Origin of the sequence: Microcystis sp. CS-574 (genome assembly GCF_028329095.1) — a bacterium.
Taxonomy (GTDB): domain Bacteria; phylum Cyanobacteriota; class Cyanobacteriia; order Cyanobacteriales; family Microcystaceae; genus Microcystis; species Microcystis ichthyoblabe_A.
Map to the genome: position 1 here is coordinate 1 of NZ_JAQMSY010000248.1, position 15,736 is coordinate 15,736.

Annotated in this window: 17 protein-coding genes and 1 pseudogene; 3 read left to right on the forward strand and 15 right to left on the reverse strand. The window is 43.5% G+C overall.

The window, feature by feature from the left end; all coding sequences use genetic code 11:
* A partial coding sequence (locus tag PN470_RS20100; RefSeq protein WP_272104994.1) for a transposase occupies positions 1-209 on the forward strand: 209 nt, incomplete at its 5' end.
* 287 nt (positions 210-496) lie between these two features.
* Here PN470_RS20100 and PN470_RS20105 read toward each other — a convergent pair.
* From PN470_RS20105 to gpmI, 9 genes are all read right to left on the reverse strand, one after another.
* On the reverse strand, positions 497-2,548 hold the full coding sequence (locus PN470_RS20105; protein ID WP_016514691.1) for an NAD(P)H-quinone oxidoreductase subunit 5: 2,052 nt from the start codon (positions 2,546-2,548) through the stop codon (positions 497-499).
* Between the two features lie 164 nt (positions 2,549-2,712).
* The gene (locus tag PN470_RS20110) at positions 2,713-3,852 is read right to left on the reverse strand and encodes a hypothetical protein (protein WP_272104995.1); all 1,140 of its coding nucleotides are present in this window, start codon (positions 3,850-3,852) and stop codon (positions 2,713-2,715) included.
* Entirely contained in the window at positions 3,849-4,586 is a 738-nt protein-coding gene (locus tag PN470_RS20115) for a FlgD immunoglobulin-like domain containing protein (protein WP_272104996.1), read from the reverse strand. Before PN470_RS20115 ends, PN470_RS20110 begins: the two co-directional genes overlap by 4 nt.
* Positions 4,583-5,932, reverse strand: coding sequence for a tetratricopeptide repeat protein (locus PN470_RS20120; protein ID WP_272104997.1), 1,350 nt, complete (start codon positions 5,930-5,932; stop codon positions 4,583-4,585). Before PN470_RS20120 ends, PN470_RS20115 begins: the two co-directional genes overlap by 4 nt.
* A gap of 356 nt (positions 5,933-6,288) precedes the next feature.
* Positions 6,289-7,005, reverse strand: coding sequence for a peptidase (locus tag PN470_RS20125; RefSeq protein ID WP_110580115.1), 717 nt, complete (start codon positions 7,003-7,005; stop codon positions 6,289-6,291).
* Positions 7,006-7,239 carry a preprotein translocase subunit SecG gene (gene secG, locus PN470_RS20130; protein WP_002736485.1) on the reverse strand — a complete coding sequence of 78 codons (234 nt, stop codon included), beginning with the start codon at positions 7,237-7,239 and terminating at the stop codon, positions 7,006-7,008. It lies immediately after the preceding gene.
* A gap of 272 nt (positions 7,240-7,511) precedes the next feature.
* Entirely contained in the window at positions 7,512-7,799 is a 288-nt protein-coding gene (locus PN470_RS20135) for a type II toxin-antitoxin system RelE/ParE family toxin (RefSeq protein WP_002737927.1), read from the reverse strand.
* Complete coding sequence (locus tag PN470_RS20140; protein WP_002736285.1) at positions 7,783-8,040, reverse strand: hypothetical protein; 258 nt, start codon at positions 8,038-8,040, stop codon at positions 7,783-7,785. The genes PN470_RS20135 and PN470_RS20140 overlap by 17 nt, the downstream gene beginning before the upstream one ends.
* A 29-nt stretch (positions 8,041-8,069) precedes the next feature.
* Positions 8,070-9,668: a 2,3-bisphosphoglycerate-independent phosphoglycerate mutase gene (gene gpmI, locus PN470_RS20145; RefSeq protein WP_271936062.1), complete on the reverse strand. Its 1,599-nt coding sequence runs from the start codon at positions 9,666-9,668 to the stop codon at positions 8,070-8,072.
* 106 nt (positions 9,669-9,774) lie between these two features.
* Here gpmI and PN470_RS20150 point away from each other — a divergent pair, with 106 nt between their 5' ends.
* Both PN470_RS20150 and PN470_RS20155 read left to right on the forward strand, forming a co-directional pair.
* Complete coding sequence (locus PN470_RS20150) at positions 9,775-10,752, forward strand: phosphate ABC transporter substrate-binding protein (protein WP_271936064.1); 978 nt, start codon at positions 9,775-9,777, stop codon at positions 10,750-10,752.
* Between the two features lie 355 nt (positions 10,753-11,107).
* Positions 11,108-11,296: pseudogene (locus tag PN470_RS20155) on the forward strand (type II toxin-antitoxin system HicA family toxin); the annotation flags it as partial.
* Positions 11,297-11,584: 288 nt separating this feature from the next.
* On the opposite strand, the gene PN470_RS20160 reads toward PN470_RS20155, so the two are convergent.
* From PN470_RS20160 to PN470_RS20185, 6 genes are all read right to left on the reverse strand, one after another.
* On the reverse strand, positions 11,585-11,833 hold the full coding sequence (locus tag PN470_RS20160; RefSeq protein ID WP_103112000.1) for a type II toxin-antitoxin system HicB family antitoxin: 249 nt from the start codon (positions 11,831-11,833) through the stop codon (positions 11,585-11,587).
* A gap of 129 nt (positions 11,834-11,962) precedes the next feature.
* A complete protein-coding gene (locus tag PN470_RS20165) occupies positions 11,963-12,307 on the reverse strand; it encodes a HepT-like ribonuclease domain-containing protein (protein ID WP_103111999.1) in 345 nt (114 codons plus the stop codon).
* On the reverse strand, positions 12,294-12,683 hold the full coding sequence (locus tag PN470_RS20170; RefSeq protein WP_002795690.1) for a nucleotidyltransferase family protein: 390 nt from the start codon (positions 12,681-12,683) through the stop codon (positions 12,294-12,296). Before PN470_RS20170 ends, PN470_RS20165 begins: the two co-directional genes overlap by 14 nt.
* A 379-nt stretch (positions 12,684-13,062) precedes the next feature.
* Positions 13,063-14,787 (reverse strand): SUMF1/EgtB/PvdO family nonheme iron enzyme, encoded by a 1,725-nt coding sequence (locus PN470_RS20175; protein WP_272104998.1) that lies wholly within the window; start codon positions 14,785-14,787, stop codon positions 13,063-13,065.
* A gap of 170 nt (positions 14,788-14,957) precedes the next feature.
* A complete protein-coding gene (locus tag PN470_RS20180) occupies positions 14,958-15,167 on the reverse strand; it encodes a BrnA antitoxin family protein (RefSeq protein ID WP_016514700.1) in 210 nt (69 codons plus the stop codon).
* A 4-nt stretch (positions 15,168-15,171) separates the two neighbouring features.
* Positions 15,172-15,450 carry a BrnT family toxin gene (locus PN470_RS20185; protein WP_002772034.1) on the reverse strand — a complete coding sequence of 93 codons (279 nt, stop codon included), beginning with the start codon at positions 15,448-15,450 and terminating at the stop codon, positions 15,172-15,174.
* Between the last annotated feature and the right edge of the window lie 286 nt (positions 15,451-15,736).

Sequence of the window (15,736 nt, forward strand, 5' to 3'; positions counted from 1 at the left end):
CAAAATCCTCCAGTGTTTTTACTAAGAGTTGTCAAACAATCCGAAACTGGTTTGGAGAAATAATTAGTTATTTCGAGCGAAGGACAACGAATGGGATGGTCGAGGGAATCAACAATAAACTTAAACTAATAAAACGGAGAGCCTATGGCTTTAGAAACTTTCGGAATTTTTGGGTTAGAAGTATGTTGTCTTGGCATCTTGTATGTTGATTTAGCATAAAGAGTAACGAAGAGCCATATTTTGTCTGCGACTCAAGAGTTTTTATCAGAGTTTAAATCTATCTTTGTTATAGTTTCATATCTATACTTTTTCTTCCCCAAAAAATGTAATATTATCTTACAATAAATCCAGTTATTAAAGACTGATTATTTATTCTCCCTGTTCCCTTTTGCCTGTCCTGATATGTAGCCTATACTCAACAGATTAACAAGGGAGACTTAAAGCTGAAAAAAGGGGCTTCGCGCCCCCAAAAATCTTTAGTCAACCGATTAAAAATCTACACCAGACTATAGACAATTACTAAGCCCAAAACTGCGGCAAAGACAATTAAAGCGTAGAATTGGGCGCGACCATTTTCAAGGTATTTAAGACCTTCACCACTGACAAGAGTAGCTAAACCGGTTAAATTCACAGCCCCATCGATAACGCGATAATCCACCTCCATAATTTGCCGTGCGAGACGACGACAACCCTGTACAAAAACTCGATCATAGAGATTATCAATGTACCATTTGTTCAGGGAAAAACGATACAAAGCGGGGAATTTTTCGGCAATAGTTGCGGGGTCAATTTTCTTCTGGAGATACATCAAAGAAGCGACAGTAATCCCGATTAAAGCAATCCCCACCGAATTACCCGCCATAATCAGAAACTCTGTCCAATCAAAAGCATGAACTTCTTCCACCACTTCGTTAGGAACATGAATAAAACCCTCGAAGAAATTCTGCCAAGGTTTACCCACCAAACCGATTAACAAAGAAGGAACCGCCAAAATCATGAGAGGTAAAGTCATAGTAATTGGCGATTCGTGGGGTTCATGGGCATGATGGCCGTGGTTGTCTTCTTCCTGTGCTTCCGAGTCTAATTGCTTAACATTCATTGCCCCCGGTCCAAAAGCCGGAATCGCGCCCGCATTGGCTAACAGTCGGCGTTTAATCTCCTTATTAGTGCCTCTAAACTCCCCTTCAAAAGTGTTAAAGTACATCCGGAACATATAAAAAGCCGTTAAACCCGCAGTAGCCCAACCGATTAACCATAAGGACGGGTTCGCCTCAAAAGCTAAACCGAGAATTTCATCCTTCGACCAGAAACCAGCGAAAGGAGGAATCCCACAGATGGCCAGAGTTCCCACCAGGAAAGTTAGGGCAGTAATGGGCATATACTTGCGTAAACCGCCCATCATCCGCATATCTTGCGCTAAAACCGGCTCATGACCGACCACATCCTCCATACCGTGGATGACCGAACCGGAACCGAGGAACAACATCGCTTTAAAATAAGCGTGGGTCATCAGGTGGAATAATCCCGCACTATAAGCGCCGATACCCATAGCCATAACCATGTAACCCAATTGGGAGATGGTGGAATAGGCTAAACCCTTTTTGATATCATTCTGGGTGAGGGCGATACTTGCCCCTAGAAAGGCAGTAAAGGCCCCCGTCCAAGCAATTACCGTCATCGCCGTGGGAATTGGCTCAAAAACGGGATACATCCGGGCAATCAGGAAAACTCCGGCGGCTACCATCGTGGCGGCGTGAATCAGGGCCGAAATCGGGGTCGGACCTTCCATGGCATCCGGTAGCCAGACATGAAGGGGAAACTGGGCTGATTTGGCCACGGGGCCAAGGAAGACTAAAACGGCGAATAATGCCGCTAAACTGCCGGCAATGGCTCCAGAAGAGACTAATTCCTCTAGACGTTCACCCATGATATCAAACTCAAAGCTACCGGTGGCCCAGAAAAGACCCAGCATTCCCAGTAATAAGCCAAAATCGCCGACGCGGTTGGTAACAAAGGCTTTTTGACAGGCCTCGGCAGCCGCCGGACGAGTGAACCAGAAACCTACTAGCAGATAGGAACACATCCCCACCAATTCCCAGAAAACGTAGATCTGGACGAGGTTGGGACTGATGACCAAACCGAGCATAGAACTGCTAAAAATGCTCAGATAGGCGTAAAAACGCACATAACCGGGGTCGTGGGCCATGTAACCATCGGTATAAATCATCACCAAAAAGGCCACGGTGGTGACGATAACCGACATTAAAGCACTGAGGTGATCGATCGTATAACCCATTTTCAGGTGAAAGTTACCCGCCGATGCCCAATCGATCATTTGGTTGTAGGGAGCGTGTCCATTGATTTGACTCCACAGCAGCGCAAAAGAAAGCACCATCGACGCGCCGAGGGTAGAAATGATTAATACAGCATTCACCTGTCGCAGACGATTGGTGACTTCATTAAAGGAAATTAAGCCCGCGCCGACTAGGGTAGCGCCTACCAAAGGCAGGACGGGAACTAGCCACGCGTACTGATAAAGCGGTTCCATTCAGTAATACCTAGTTTACAATTTCACACTATTTGGTTTATCCTCATCTATTGTGACATAGGTTAATTCTTAAGAAAGTGTTTATACCTAGTTTTGCTCAATAGGGCGGCGAAAGGTCAAAGGATCTTATCAATTTGGCAGTTTAGCGAGCGGGACGGTAATTTTTAGGGAGAAGCGGGAAAATTATCGAATAACCACGAAAGCAAGGAAACGATTAAACCAGCAGAAAAGGAAATTATCGCCACGATCGCCTCGCTGCCAAGATAACGGGATAAAAAACTGCCTTGAATTTGGGCGATCGGTAGTCGCGGATTTAACCCCACTTGGATGCTGTTGGTATTGCCGGAAACGCTCACTTCTAAACCTTGTGATGCCTCGGTAATCTGCAAGTTTTCCCCCGTGGTTTTTAGTTTGAGGTTTTGGTTACTATCCTCTCGGATAATTTTTATCTGATTTAATATCTCTACCCCCGGTTTCTCGACGATTAGGAATTGATTTTCTTCTAGCTTAAGATCCTGTTGAGCCATCCGGATATTACCAGAAATAATTGTCGATTCCACTAAGTCATCTCTCACATTATTACCAGTGATAATCGGTCGCTCAAATCTAACATTATTAACTTTAATATTGCGCCAAAAAATAGGCTGTTCTTGCTCTTGAGAAAGTTGTAAATTAACATCGATCGCTTGTTGTATTTCTAATTTAAATTCGGTGGTACTGAGATTAAATTCGAGGGGAATATCCTCTTTTTTTTGGGGTAAATTAGCAATTTTATAACCAGAGAGAGTTATTTTAATCGGGTTGCCGCTAGGATTAAATGATAAATTTACTGGTTGAGAATTTGGCTGCAAACTAAAAGCCAAAAGATTATTAAAAGGCGCGTATTTGAGATTTTTAACTCTAGTTTCCTTTTGTAAACGGAGTTCTTGCAGGATAAAATCCGCCGTCGGGGTAATTGTTAAAGTGCTATTTTCCCGGATTGATTCAATTTCTAGTCGCTCTCGTTTATTCAGTTCGGTATCTGCAAGACTGCTAAAAATGCCAGCGAGGGTAAATTTTTTCAGTCCCGATAGATCTATTTGGGAAAGATTATAGACATCTTTGAGCAATAAACTTTCGTTTTCTTGACAGGTAAAACTAAAGCTTTTTACCAATAAATTGCCTTCAAAGTTTTGTTTAACTGGGATAATTCCCCAAAAAATTGACAGGAAAACCAGTGCTAGAGTAACTATAAAAACTGTGCAAAACTTGAGATTTTTCCTGATAAATCGCCAGAAACTTTTAAAATTATGCTTGGACTTCATTTTAGCCACTGGGGATTATGTTCAAAAGTTATATTAATCGGGGCATTTCTGGGAGGAGCATCATCTTGTTCTAATAAAGCTTTGACTCGCAATTCGTACAATCCCGCCTTAGCCAGTTTACCATCAGAAGTACGACCATCCCAACTAAAGAAAATTTCTCCTTTTGGTTGCCAGTTAGGGCGAGAAGTCTCATAGATAACCTCGTTGTTCTGGAGGATTTGTAATTCTTTGATCTGGCTACGCACATTAGCAAAAAGGACGATATCATAGGTTTTTGCCTGATTAAAAATAACTGGCAAATAGATCAATTTACCGTCACTGATAGAGGCCGTGGCCCGCAGACTTTCAAGGGCGATATCTTCGCGATCAATAACATAGTTAGACCATTTAAATTGATAGCGAGAACCTTGGGGACGCAAGGTGAAGGGAGCGAGTTGATAATTTTTTGGCAAAGAACGCACTATCACTTTTGGCGCTCGGTTATTACGACTAGGCACTTCCAACTTTAGGGAGTCAGTCATCTCCCGAATCCGGCCGATAGAAAGGGAAATAAGACTAAAACTGCCCGCAATATCGATCGGAGCTATTCCCTCACAGCGCTTGTCATTATCTCTCTGGATATAGTTGCTAGATCTAGTATTTCCCGTCCCACAGTTTTGAGCTTGAATAGGGAAGAACGAGACCAAAATAAGACTAAGAATTGTTAAGTTGAGGACAATAAATGATTTTTTCATGGTACAACCACCTGCCATTGAGCTAATTTTTGGAGAACTCGATCGATTGGGTAAGCGAAACCGATACCGGAAGAATCGATTTGGGACTCGTTAATCGTTTTAAACATCAATCCGATCACCCGCATTTCCTGATCAAATACTGGACTGCCAGACCCCCCCACGGCCAGACTCACATCGATTAATAAATTGCCGCTACTAGACTGAATGCCGATGGTAATCGCCTCGTACTTCGACCAATCTTTTGATTCAGGATGTCCGATGATAGAAATCGGTGTTTGTGGGTTAATTTCGCCTTGATGAAAGGTTAAAGGACTGATATCGTCTGGTAAACCCGTGACTTCCAGCAAAGCTAAATCCAAGTTTTCTTGGGGTTGGGTGATGTGAATTATTTTAGCCACTACACGATCGCGCGGGAGGTTGGGTAGATTTTCGCCATAATAGGGTTCCACTTCCAGATTATCGCCCTTCTGTTCCGTGTCGCGATCGACCACCACATGACGATTAGTGATAATCCACACCGTTGTTCCCCGGCGTTTGACCACATAACCCGTACCGTAGGCAGTCCCCTTGGCGTTACCGGTAAAGACAACACTGATTTTAACGATCGATCGCTTGATCCGGGTGAGGGGATCCTCTTGGGGTAAATATTTAGTATTATTCAAAGCGATGATCTGCTCTGGTTGTTGCTGCAAGGATAACAAGCGCCGGGCCTCTTGCAGGTTATTGCTGGCAAATTCATACTGGGGATCGATTTTCGTCGCCTTCTCGAACTCAGCGATCGCTGCCTCTAGCTTGCCCTGTTCCTGTAGGAGCAGACCCAAACCATTATGGGCAAGGGTGTGAGCGGTAGTAGGAGTCCCAGTAGTATTATCCGGTAAATCTAAGGCCCTACGGTACATTTCCTCCGCTTCCTTCAGTTTTTTCTGGTTATACAGCACGTTACCGAGATTGTTGTAGGCATAGACATACTTATCATCAAGAGCGAGCGCCCTACGGTACATTTCCTCGGCTTCCGTCAGTTTTTTCTGGAAATATAGGACATTACCTATATTTTTGTAGGTTTCTGGAAGTTTTGGATCGAGAGCGAGAGCTTTTTGACAGAAAATCAGTGCTTCGTCTAACTTATTTTGACGGAATAGCGCGGCGCAGAGATTGCTAAAAGCCACAGCACTGTTAGGATCAAGCTGAATAATTTGTCGCCAGATTCTTTCGGCTTCCGGGTATTTTTTTTGCGCTTGAGCGGTTTCACCCTGTTGCCATAACTGCTCCAGTGTTTGTGCCACTGTTGTCGGCGGCATGATCATCAATGCCAAAGTTAACACCCAAGCCAGCCGCACCACTTTCATAAGCTGATTTAAAATATTCTATCTATAGGTTAACAGATAGCAATGGAGTCAGGAACATTGCTGCATCTTAGTCAGTTAAGTAGGGGTTTGCGGCAAAAAGTACGGGCGAAGCATTCGGATAGAAAATCTCCGGTTTTACCGATAGGTTATTGCCCGAATGCTTCGCCCCTACAGGACGCGGAACCATGAAGACGCAAGGTTTTGAACCACGATTCTCTCAAAATCTTGCACCTGTTTCGCGAAACAAGACCCTAAAACCCTTACTTCGTCTATATTTCACCATTATTCAGCAAGCCCTAAGTATATCCATAACTTATACTTTTTAATAGCAGAACCGACTGAAGAGCAATATTTACCTATTCAGGTATTAGATACCCTAGCTGATCCATCTGCCAACCTAACTTAGTTGGCTGCTGATAAACCTTTTTTAAAGTGTTAATATCCCGGCTAGAAATCGGGGCAATATCTCTAGTTTGAGCGAAATACATCACATCCGTCTCCAGGGGACTATGACCCCAAATTCCCAAAGCGTGACCTAATTCGTGCCGCGCTGCCGCTAAGGCCGACCGATCGGCTAAATTAGGACTAATCTGGATACTCATCCGATGAGTTAAGCGATTTTCCTTGACAAAAATCTCGTATTGTGTTATGGCAGAACGCACCCGGGGCAGTTCTAACTTACCAGTTTCGGGATTAAAACGGACTCCCGACGGCGGTAACTCCCGTTTAATGAGGATATCGGCCAATTCTGCCCGATTTACCAACTCCATCGGCAAATACTGCCCCCATTCAGCGATCGCCTGTTGTACCAAACTCAGCCAAGAACTGCGATCGCTGTGAACATAAATCTTCACGGGAAATTGCGACCAAATCAACGCCCCCACGGGACTGATTTCCACAGCATCAAAATAATCCCCGGACTGGTTTTGCTCTTGCCATTGGGCTAAATTAGCGGGTAAAGGATGGGTTTTTAACTCTGGTAGCGATCGACTGTCGGCAATCAAAGAATAGGAAAACAGCAAGAGACTCGCCAAGGCTGCGAGTCCTAGAAAAGAGAACCGACCTCTTAGCATTTAGCGATTTAACCAGCCGGCGCTCAGTACAATAGTTAGGGTGATAAATACAGTCCCCAACGCCCAAGTCACCTGATTTAAGGTTTTTTCCGCCGTTTTTGCGCTGGTAAAAATCTGTGATTGGCCGCCAATACCGCCAATACCATCCCCTTTGGGACTGTGTAATAACACCAAAATCGCCAGAAAGGCCGCCGCCAGCGCCCAAATAATCTGTACTACCAGCACCACTGTCATGATTATTACTCTCTATTTTCCATTACAAAGTATAGCAGTTATCAAGCCGTCAGCTTTGAATTAGTTATCAACTAGGGTCCTCTTCATCCTCTATATCCTCAAGTGTTAGTGGTGCTTGGGCGCTATGGCGAACATATAAGTAGGTAGGCGTTAAAAGTTGTCAGACACCCCCCTTATCAAGGGGGGATTAAAGGGGGGACTAAGGGGGGATCGGCACCCCCCTTATCAAGGGGGGCAGGGGGGATCGAACCTAAAATCCATTTTTAATTTAATTATAACCAGCTACTTAACACATAAACCGTACTATCTCTAATTGTAAAAAGCACTCGATAGACATTTTTACCTTTCCCATAAAAAAGTTGTCGGACTTCTTTGGGTAGAAAAATCGTCTGTTCGAGCGCTAAAGCACAACGAGTTGGTTTCTCTTGCAGAGTCGCAATAGCATTCATTAATCCTCGAAACCAACGGTCAGCAAACTCGGCATTATAACCTCGATACCAGCGATAGGCTTTTTCGATCTGTGCCGTGGCAGTTGGGGTAATTTCAACCTGAAATACCATATTTTTCGGCCATTTCTTGGGCAAAATCGGCAAGAGGACGGGTTTTACCGGAGTTTATCTCCTCAAAACCTTGCTGAATCCCCTCAATGCTCTCTAAATACTCCATCAGTTGTCTGAGCTTACTAGGATCGATTTGATCGAGAAAAGTCACCAGCACTTGTGAGCGATCGCTAATATCATTGGGTAACTCGGTTAGGTGTATTTGTCCATCTCGATAAACACCTTCGATGGTTTTCAGCATAAAATTCCCCTTTCTTGACTTTTTACTCGTTAAAGCGAGATGCGGACGGGAGTGCGACTGGCTTTAATTTCCACTTCGGCCGGTTTAATCAGCGATCGCCCGGTCATTTCTATCGGGACGGGAATAGAGAGAATTTCCAGGATAGTGGGGGCAATATCGGCTAAACGACCATCATCCCGCAGCTGCACATCGCCACCGTGGCCGGGTATTTTTCTCCCTTCCCCTTCAATTAAAATTAAAGGAACGGGATTAGTCGTGTGGGCCGTCCAAGGATTACCCGACTCATCCACCATCGTTTCCGCGTTACCGTGGTCGGCAGTGATTAACACTGTTCCCCCCAATTTATTGATGCTACTTAACAACTTAGCCAAGCATAGATCCACCGTTTCCACTGCTTTCATGGCCGCGTCTAAAATGCCCGTATGACCCACCATATCGGGGTTAGCGTAATTGACTACCACCAGACTATAGATCCCCTGTTCGATCGCCGCACAGACTGCTGTTGTCACCGCGGCTGCCGACATGGCCGGAGCTTGGTCATAGGTGGCGACTTTTGGACTAGGAATTAATTCGCGTACTTCTCCCTCAAAGGGTTTTTCTAACCCCCCATTAAAAAAGTAGGTGACGTGGGGATATTTTTCGGTTTCTGCACAACGAAACTGTTTTAATCCCTGTTGAGCGATCACCTGTCCTAAAATATTATTTAAATTCTGGGGAGCAAAGGCCACATCTACCGGTAATTTCGGATCGTATTGGGTGAAAGTAACAAAACTGAGGGGAGAAATTAAATCTCGATCGAAATCTTCAAAATCGGGCATAGTCAGGGCATAACATAACTGTCTAGCTCGATCGGGACGGAAATTATAGAATATCACCCCATCGCCTGCTTCGATCGCCCCCGGGGCAATTCTGGTGGGGGGAATAAATTCATCGGTAATATTTTGATCATAAAATGCCTGTAATACTTCAGTAATCGATCGCCCGTCGATACCTTGATCACTGGTCATCACGTTATAGGCTTTTTCCACCCGATCCCAACGGCGATCCCGATCCATGGCATAATAACGCCCACTGAGAGTCACCAGGCGACCGAGTTTAATTTTATTAATATGTTCTTGAATCCGTTTAATCGCCGGCATTCCGTCGGTGACGTTGGTATCGCGACCATCGGTGATGACATGAATGCAGACATCGCTAATCCCTTGCACTTTCGCTAAGTCTAATAATCCCAGTAAGTGATCGAGATGGGAATGAACTCCCCCCTCGGAACACAAACCAATTAGGTGTAATTTGCTTTTTTTAGGGCGAATCTCGGCGCAGAGTTTTAATAAAGCCTGATTTTGTTGAATCGAACCATCTTCGATCGCGTCGGAAATCCGTACTAATTCTTGTGGTACAACCCGCCCCGCTCCGATATTGAGGTGGCCAACTTCCGAGTTACCCATCTGTCCTTCCGGTAGTCCCACATCCTTAGCGGAGGTGCGGATTAAGGTGTGGGGATACACTTCCCAGAGACTATCCATAATCGGGGTTTTCGCCATTGCGATCGCATTATCCGACCTTTGCGGGCGATAACCCCAACCATCAAGGATAACCAGTACGACTGGGGATATAGGTGCGTGGGTCATGATATACAGTCCTAAATCAAGAGTGGATTTCCATGCACTAAGATAATATCATCGAAACTTCCATTGATCACCGGTGTCGGGGCGATCGACCCCCTAATGTCAGCAAATGATGGGTATGTCTCAAAAAAACGAAACAACTGCTTTAATAATCGCTCTTTTAGCCACTGCGGGCATTTTAGGTGGGGGTTACTTTTGGCTACAAAGTCAATGTGCTGCGGGTCAAGAATTTTTTCTCTGTGGCAGCAGTAAAAGTCCGCAAAAATCGCCAACATCGGAAAGTGCCTCCTCTCCCCTACCCCCTCCCCCTTTACCCCAGCGAGTGGTCAGTTTTGCCCCACCGACTTCTATCCCCAGTGGCACGACAATTCGCATTAACGGCTCCACCAGTATGGTACAGATTAATCAAGCCTTAAAAGCCGCTTTAACGGCCAAATTTCAGGGGGTAGAAGTCTTGACAAATGCTCAAGGATCTGATAAGGGATTAGAGGAAGTAGCCCGGGGGGCGATCGATATTGCGGCGGTGTCACGACCTTTAACCGAGTCAGAACGCTCTCAGGGATTGGCTTCTAGTCCGATCGTTCGAGATGCGATCGCTGTTGTAGTGGGAGTAAAAAATCCCTTTGCGGGGGGGTTAACCACTGCCCAAGTTAAAGATATTTTTACCGGAAAAATCACCTCTTGGTCGGAGGTGGGAGGTTCTGCTGCTACTATTCAAGTGATTAATCGTCCTCCTATTAGTGGCACTTATCAAAGTTTTCGTCAGGAAGTCCTGCAAGGGGGGGAATTTGGTAGGGGAACTAATTTTCAAATGATGGATAGAGATGCCACCACCCCAATTTTGCGAGTTTTAGGACTGAATGGCATTAGTTACGCCACCTATAGCCAAATTGCCGACCAAAAAACCGTAAGAGCGATCGCTATTGAGGGAATTTTACCCAGTGAACCTAATTATCCTTGGCAGCGTACCCTTTACTATGTTTACAAAGAACCTGCTAGTGAAGCGGTTAAAGCTTTTATGGGTTTTGTGTCCTCTAGTGATGGTCAAGAAGCGATTTTTCGGGCCAATGAAGATCTACAAAAGTAGTTAGCGAGAATATCCGAAAATCTGGGAAATTTTACGCCTTGCATGACTAGGGTGAGCATTGCCTATTTTACTGTGGAGACGGGGAAGCATTGGGCTCTTCTGGTTTATGTGTGGAAACGAAGCCTATACTGATAGTTTCTTCGGCAAAATAGTCGTAAAAGTCCTTCTCAGTCAACATTTCACGATTCCATAAGCAAAAATTATCACACAAAGTCGAGAAGAGCCAGCATTGGGGCTTTGCAAGCTTTGGGACTGAATGGCATTAGTTACCCTACCTATAGCCAAATTGCCAATCAAAAAACCTGGGATTTAATGCTGGCGGCCGCTAAACGAGAAAAAGTTTGAGCAACTTTGTCAACTGCTGAGAAAACTTGGCTTTGATGAGAGAATACGAGGAAGTCATCATATTTTCATTCAAGAAGGAATTGAAGAAATTTTAAATCTACAACCCAAACAAGGAAAAGCAAAGACTTATCAAGTCAAACAAATTCGTAATCTAATTTTAAAATATAAATTAGGAGGGAAAGATGAAAATTCGCTATGAATTAATTATTTAGGGGTTGCTGAATAATGGTAAAAACCTTTTAAAATAAGGCTTTTGACCTGTTAAAATCCGATGTTCATGCTGCGAAAATAGGATTGGGACCTTCAAAAACCTGGCATTATCTTTCGTGCAGTACACAAACTGGTACAAAAAGCAGGGCAACAAAGCCTGAAACTCCTGCCTCGCAGCCTCGGAGCCTTCTGCCTGACCCCACCCTAGGCCTTTTTCAGCAAACCCTAAATAATTGGGTTGGGTTTCGTTCCGAGGACCCAACCTACCTACCTATTGCTAAATTTGTTGGTGTAATTTCCGGTCTAGCTGTGACAGAAAACTATCAGAAAAAGGTTTTTCTGGCTTTTCCCCGCGCTCGGCACAAAAAGCTAGGTAATCTTCCACTGAATCAGCAAAAGCCTGCTGCAATTCCGCCACACTCTCTCCCTGAAAAGTGATAACATCTCGGACGTTGGCCACCTCACCGTGAAAGATACCCGCCTCGTCATCAAAAAAAACTACTGCTTCGTAACCTTTACAATTCATTCTAAGTGATAATTGTTTACTGTTCACTGCTAAAGGGTAATTCCGAGAAATCTATCTCACCTATTTGATCGATTCCCCAGAGAGGATAGCAGTCATAATCTGCCATTAACTTAATTTTTTAAATTATTATCATTGGGGCAATGGTGGTAATAGAGACTGCAATTGTTCTAGCAAAGGAGAAAGTCTTACTGTAATAATATTCCAGACAATTTCTGGTTGAACCTGATCGTACTGATGGCTAATAATATTTCTGAGTCCAATAATTCCCCTCCAATCAATTTTGGTGTGTTTTTGTTGAAAAGTCTCAGGAATTCTACGGGCTGCTTCTCCTAAAATTTCTAATTGTCTTTCCACAGCACTTTGTAACAAAAGACTCTTGGAATATTCTTCCACAGAAATATCTTGAATAAATTCTTGGATATTAGTAATAGCTTCGACCATATCCCAAAGATATCCGGCCTCACGACTGTTCATGACGATAAATTAGCTGATGAGTTTTTAAAATTTCGTAACGACGATAGGGGTTTTTCAGTCCCTCTTGATTAACCAAGTCAACTTTGCGTCCGAATATCTCCTCTAATTCTTCTTTCATCTGAACAATATCAAACAAATCCCAGCCATGATTGGGAGCAAACTTATAAAGAACATCAATATCACTATCAACTCGAAAGTCTTCCCTTAATACTGAACCAAATAAAGACATTTCAAGAATTTTCCAATGTTGACAAAAATTAGTAATTTTGCTTAAGATAACTTGAGCTTGTTTTTTCTTAAAACCAGAATTTAACAAGATTTTTTCGGCCTTGTTGGTGGTTATTTTAACAACCTTCGCTGTAATAGCTTGTTTCATTGGTGAGCAAAATCCCCCAAATTATCCTTGACAAAACACTTGAGATCGTTAAGGTTACAGTAACCCGCCATGTAAAGTCGGCTGGTAGGCTATACCAACATTAACACACCCTAGGAGATCGGCGCTCACTTTTTCGTCCGTAGTCTGATCGTAGGTTAGGCCAAACGATAGTGAAACCCAACATTTTTAAATCATTGGGTTGGGTTTCCTTCCTCAACCCAACCCACGGCTTTTTAACAACCGATAACTGTTTCATTTTTCATTGTCCTTAACAAAATTTAACACTACCTCAATTTTTTCAAAAAAATCGACCCGCCGCTAGGCGGGAAAAAGAGAAAAAGGGTAAAAAGGATAAAAAAGGGTAAAAAGGGAATAAGGGTTACAGGGTCCTCCCAGCACCGCACACCACCCGAAAACCGATGTCGTCGTAGCCGTCGCGGTAGAATTCGTCGCGGTAAGCGGAACGGCAGTAAGATGGATTGATGAACCAAGAACCGCCCCGCACTATTTGATAATCATGATCATTTGTCAGCCAAGCACTGCCATCCTTTGGCGCTCCGATATAGTTATCGTGCCAATTGTCTTCGCACCACTCCCAAACATTGCCACTCATGTCATAGAGTCCCCAAGCATTGGGCTTTTTCTGGCCCACAGGATGAGTTGTATCTTGAGAATTTCCGTAATACCAAGCATAATCTCCTAACCCCCCACGACAAGCATATTCCCATTCCGCTTCTGTCGGTAGGCGATAGGTTTTGCCGGTTATTTGACTCAATTCCTTGCAGAAAGCTTGAGCTTCGTCCCAACTAACCATTTCTACCGGATTTTGGGGATTATTTTTAAAACAATTTTGAAACAGAGAGGGATTGGTTCCCATTACCGCTTCATATTGTGCCTGAGTGACAGGATATTTCCCGATCGCAAAACTGTTGACTTTAACTTGGTGTTGAGGCTTTTCTCGACTTTTAGCATTGGGATCGCTGTCAGGAGATCCCATGAAAAATTGACCTGCTGGTAAGCTCACCATCTCCAGTGTTATTCCCTTGGGTAGGTTTTCGGTGAAGGGTGTCACAGTAGCGATACTGTTCCCCGGAAAAATATCAAAATTTAAATCACTAAATCGCTCACACCAATAACACTTTCCGTAACTGCGGTTGTAGTAATGATTATCAACTTTGCCACAGCGTATAACCTCTTTTAGTGCAGCTTCCAAAGTACCACGCCATTCCTCAGCCGTCGGTCGTCTGTGGGGGAATTTATGTCCCTCATTGAAACAGCGCAAAAATAAGGCGTGTAAGTCGGGATGTAAAATATTTAATGGTATGGTAGTATTACTAGGTACAAGCAATTTATCCCCAGAAAAAGGCCATAGTCCCCGTCGAATTAGTTCCGACTGTTCCAGGGAATCCCCTCCTCCTTGCCACAATCCCCGAAACGGCGGCCCGCCAAATAGTAGATAATAAACAACAACTCCTAATCGAAAGCGATCATGCACTTCTGTTTGATCTACATCTGCTATATTCACTCCGATTAATTCCGCCGGTGTAAATCCTTCTGAGCCAACTAAACACCGATATATTTTACTACTATAGGGATCTGATACTTGAAATGAATCTGTATCAATAATTGTAGGCAACGCCCGATTATTCACTAAGATATTTTCTAGCTTGATGTCTCCCAAAACATAACCTTTAAGGTGAATTGCTTGGATAATAGCGACTATATTCCGCGCTACTACATGAAGAAAATACCAATTAGTTTCTAACTTGTATTTTCTTCTCATTATGGGCGTACAAAGCTTTAATAATGTTTCTGAACCCACCACTTCTGGCATTAAAAACCCAACGACTTTTCCCTGGTTATCTTCCAAGATAGAATAGGGCCAAGCGAAGGAAATATGGTTAAGATTAGCATTAGGATCACTGGGCCGATTTCTCACCATTAACTGTAATTTATCAACCCTTTCATTATGGGGATTGTGGTAGATTTTCGCTAAGTACCCATTAAAGTTAGTGTGCCATACTTTCGCTTCGCCACTGTCGGACAATTCTTGCGTCAGGGTAATCGAACGATTCTGTAGTTGACAGCGATAAGTTAAAGACATCAAAAAATCTCCGAGTATTTGTGCTGTTCAGAAAATTTTATCTAGTCGTTTTCAATAAGTTAGATACATTATAAGTGTGAGCATCTTGCTCACTTACTATAATAATAGATCAGATGTTTAAAAATGAAGCGCAACAACAAACCTTGTAATCAAATCAGGTTCGTTGTTTTTTACTGCCGCTGCCGTTCCATCACTTCCCGCAAGATGTAGTTAATTTGTGTCTCATATCCTTTCCCTTGGGCTTTTAACCATTCTAATATATCTTGATCTAGTTGGATGGTTAATTGCTGCTTTGATGTCGAAAAAGAGACTGTTTCTTGGGTAAAGAATTCATCACCTAACGGCGGAATATCAGAATAATCGATATTCTCATCCGTCATCGCATCAATTCTCTTCAAGTCGCTTTTGATAGATTTTTTGCTCACGATTGTTTGCCTTTCTCATTGAGATTATACGAGTTTTATTAGAGCGAGGGGTATGGACGATTAAGACGACTCGACCCTTCAATTTGCCAAGCGTAATATATCTTATCTCACCATAAACGAAACGGCTATCCTCGAAGGTAACACATTTACCACCAAAAACTAGCGGTGCATCCTCAAAACTCAGTCCGTGCTTCTCTAAGTTAGCGTCGCTCTTGTCTTGATCCCATTCGTACTTCATTGTTTGAGGTAGATTCGTTAATATTAGGTTCCAAGGTAGCGCCTTAGTCCCATCGTAGGTTGGGTTGAACGATAGTGAAACCCAACACTTTTTAATAATTGAGTTGGGTTTCCTTACGTCAACCCAACCTTGTATATTGAGAGAAGTGGTAGACCGTCCCAACCTTGGTCAGAAAAGACCGCTTCGTAGCAAGGGTCACCACCATAATCTCCCTGACAAAACTCGAACAGTCGCCGGGGTCGTGGCGAAAACAATCAATTTTTAAGCTAAGAGACCGTATCGGGCA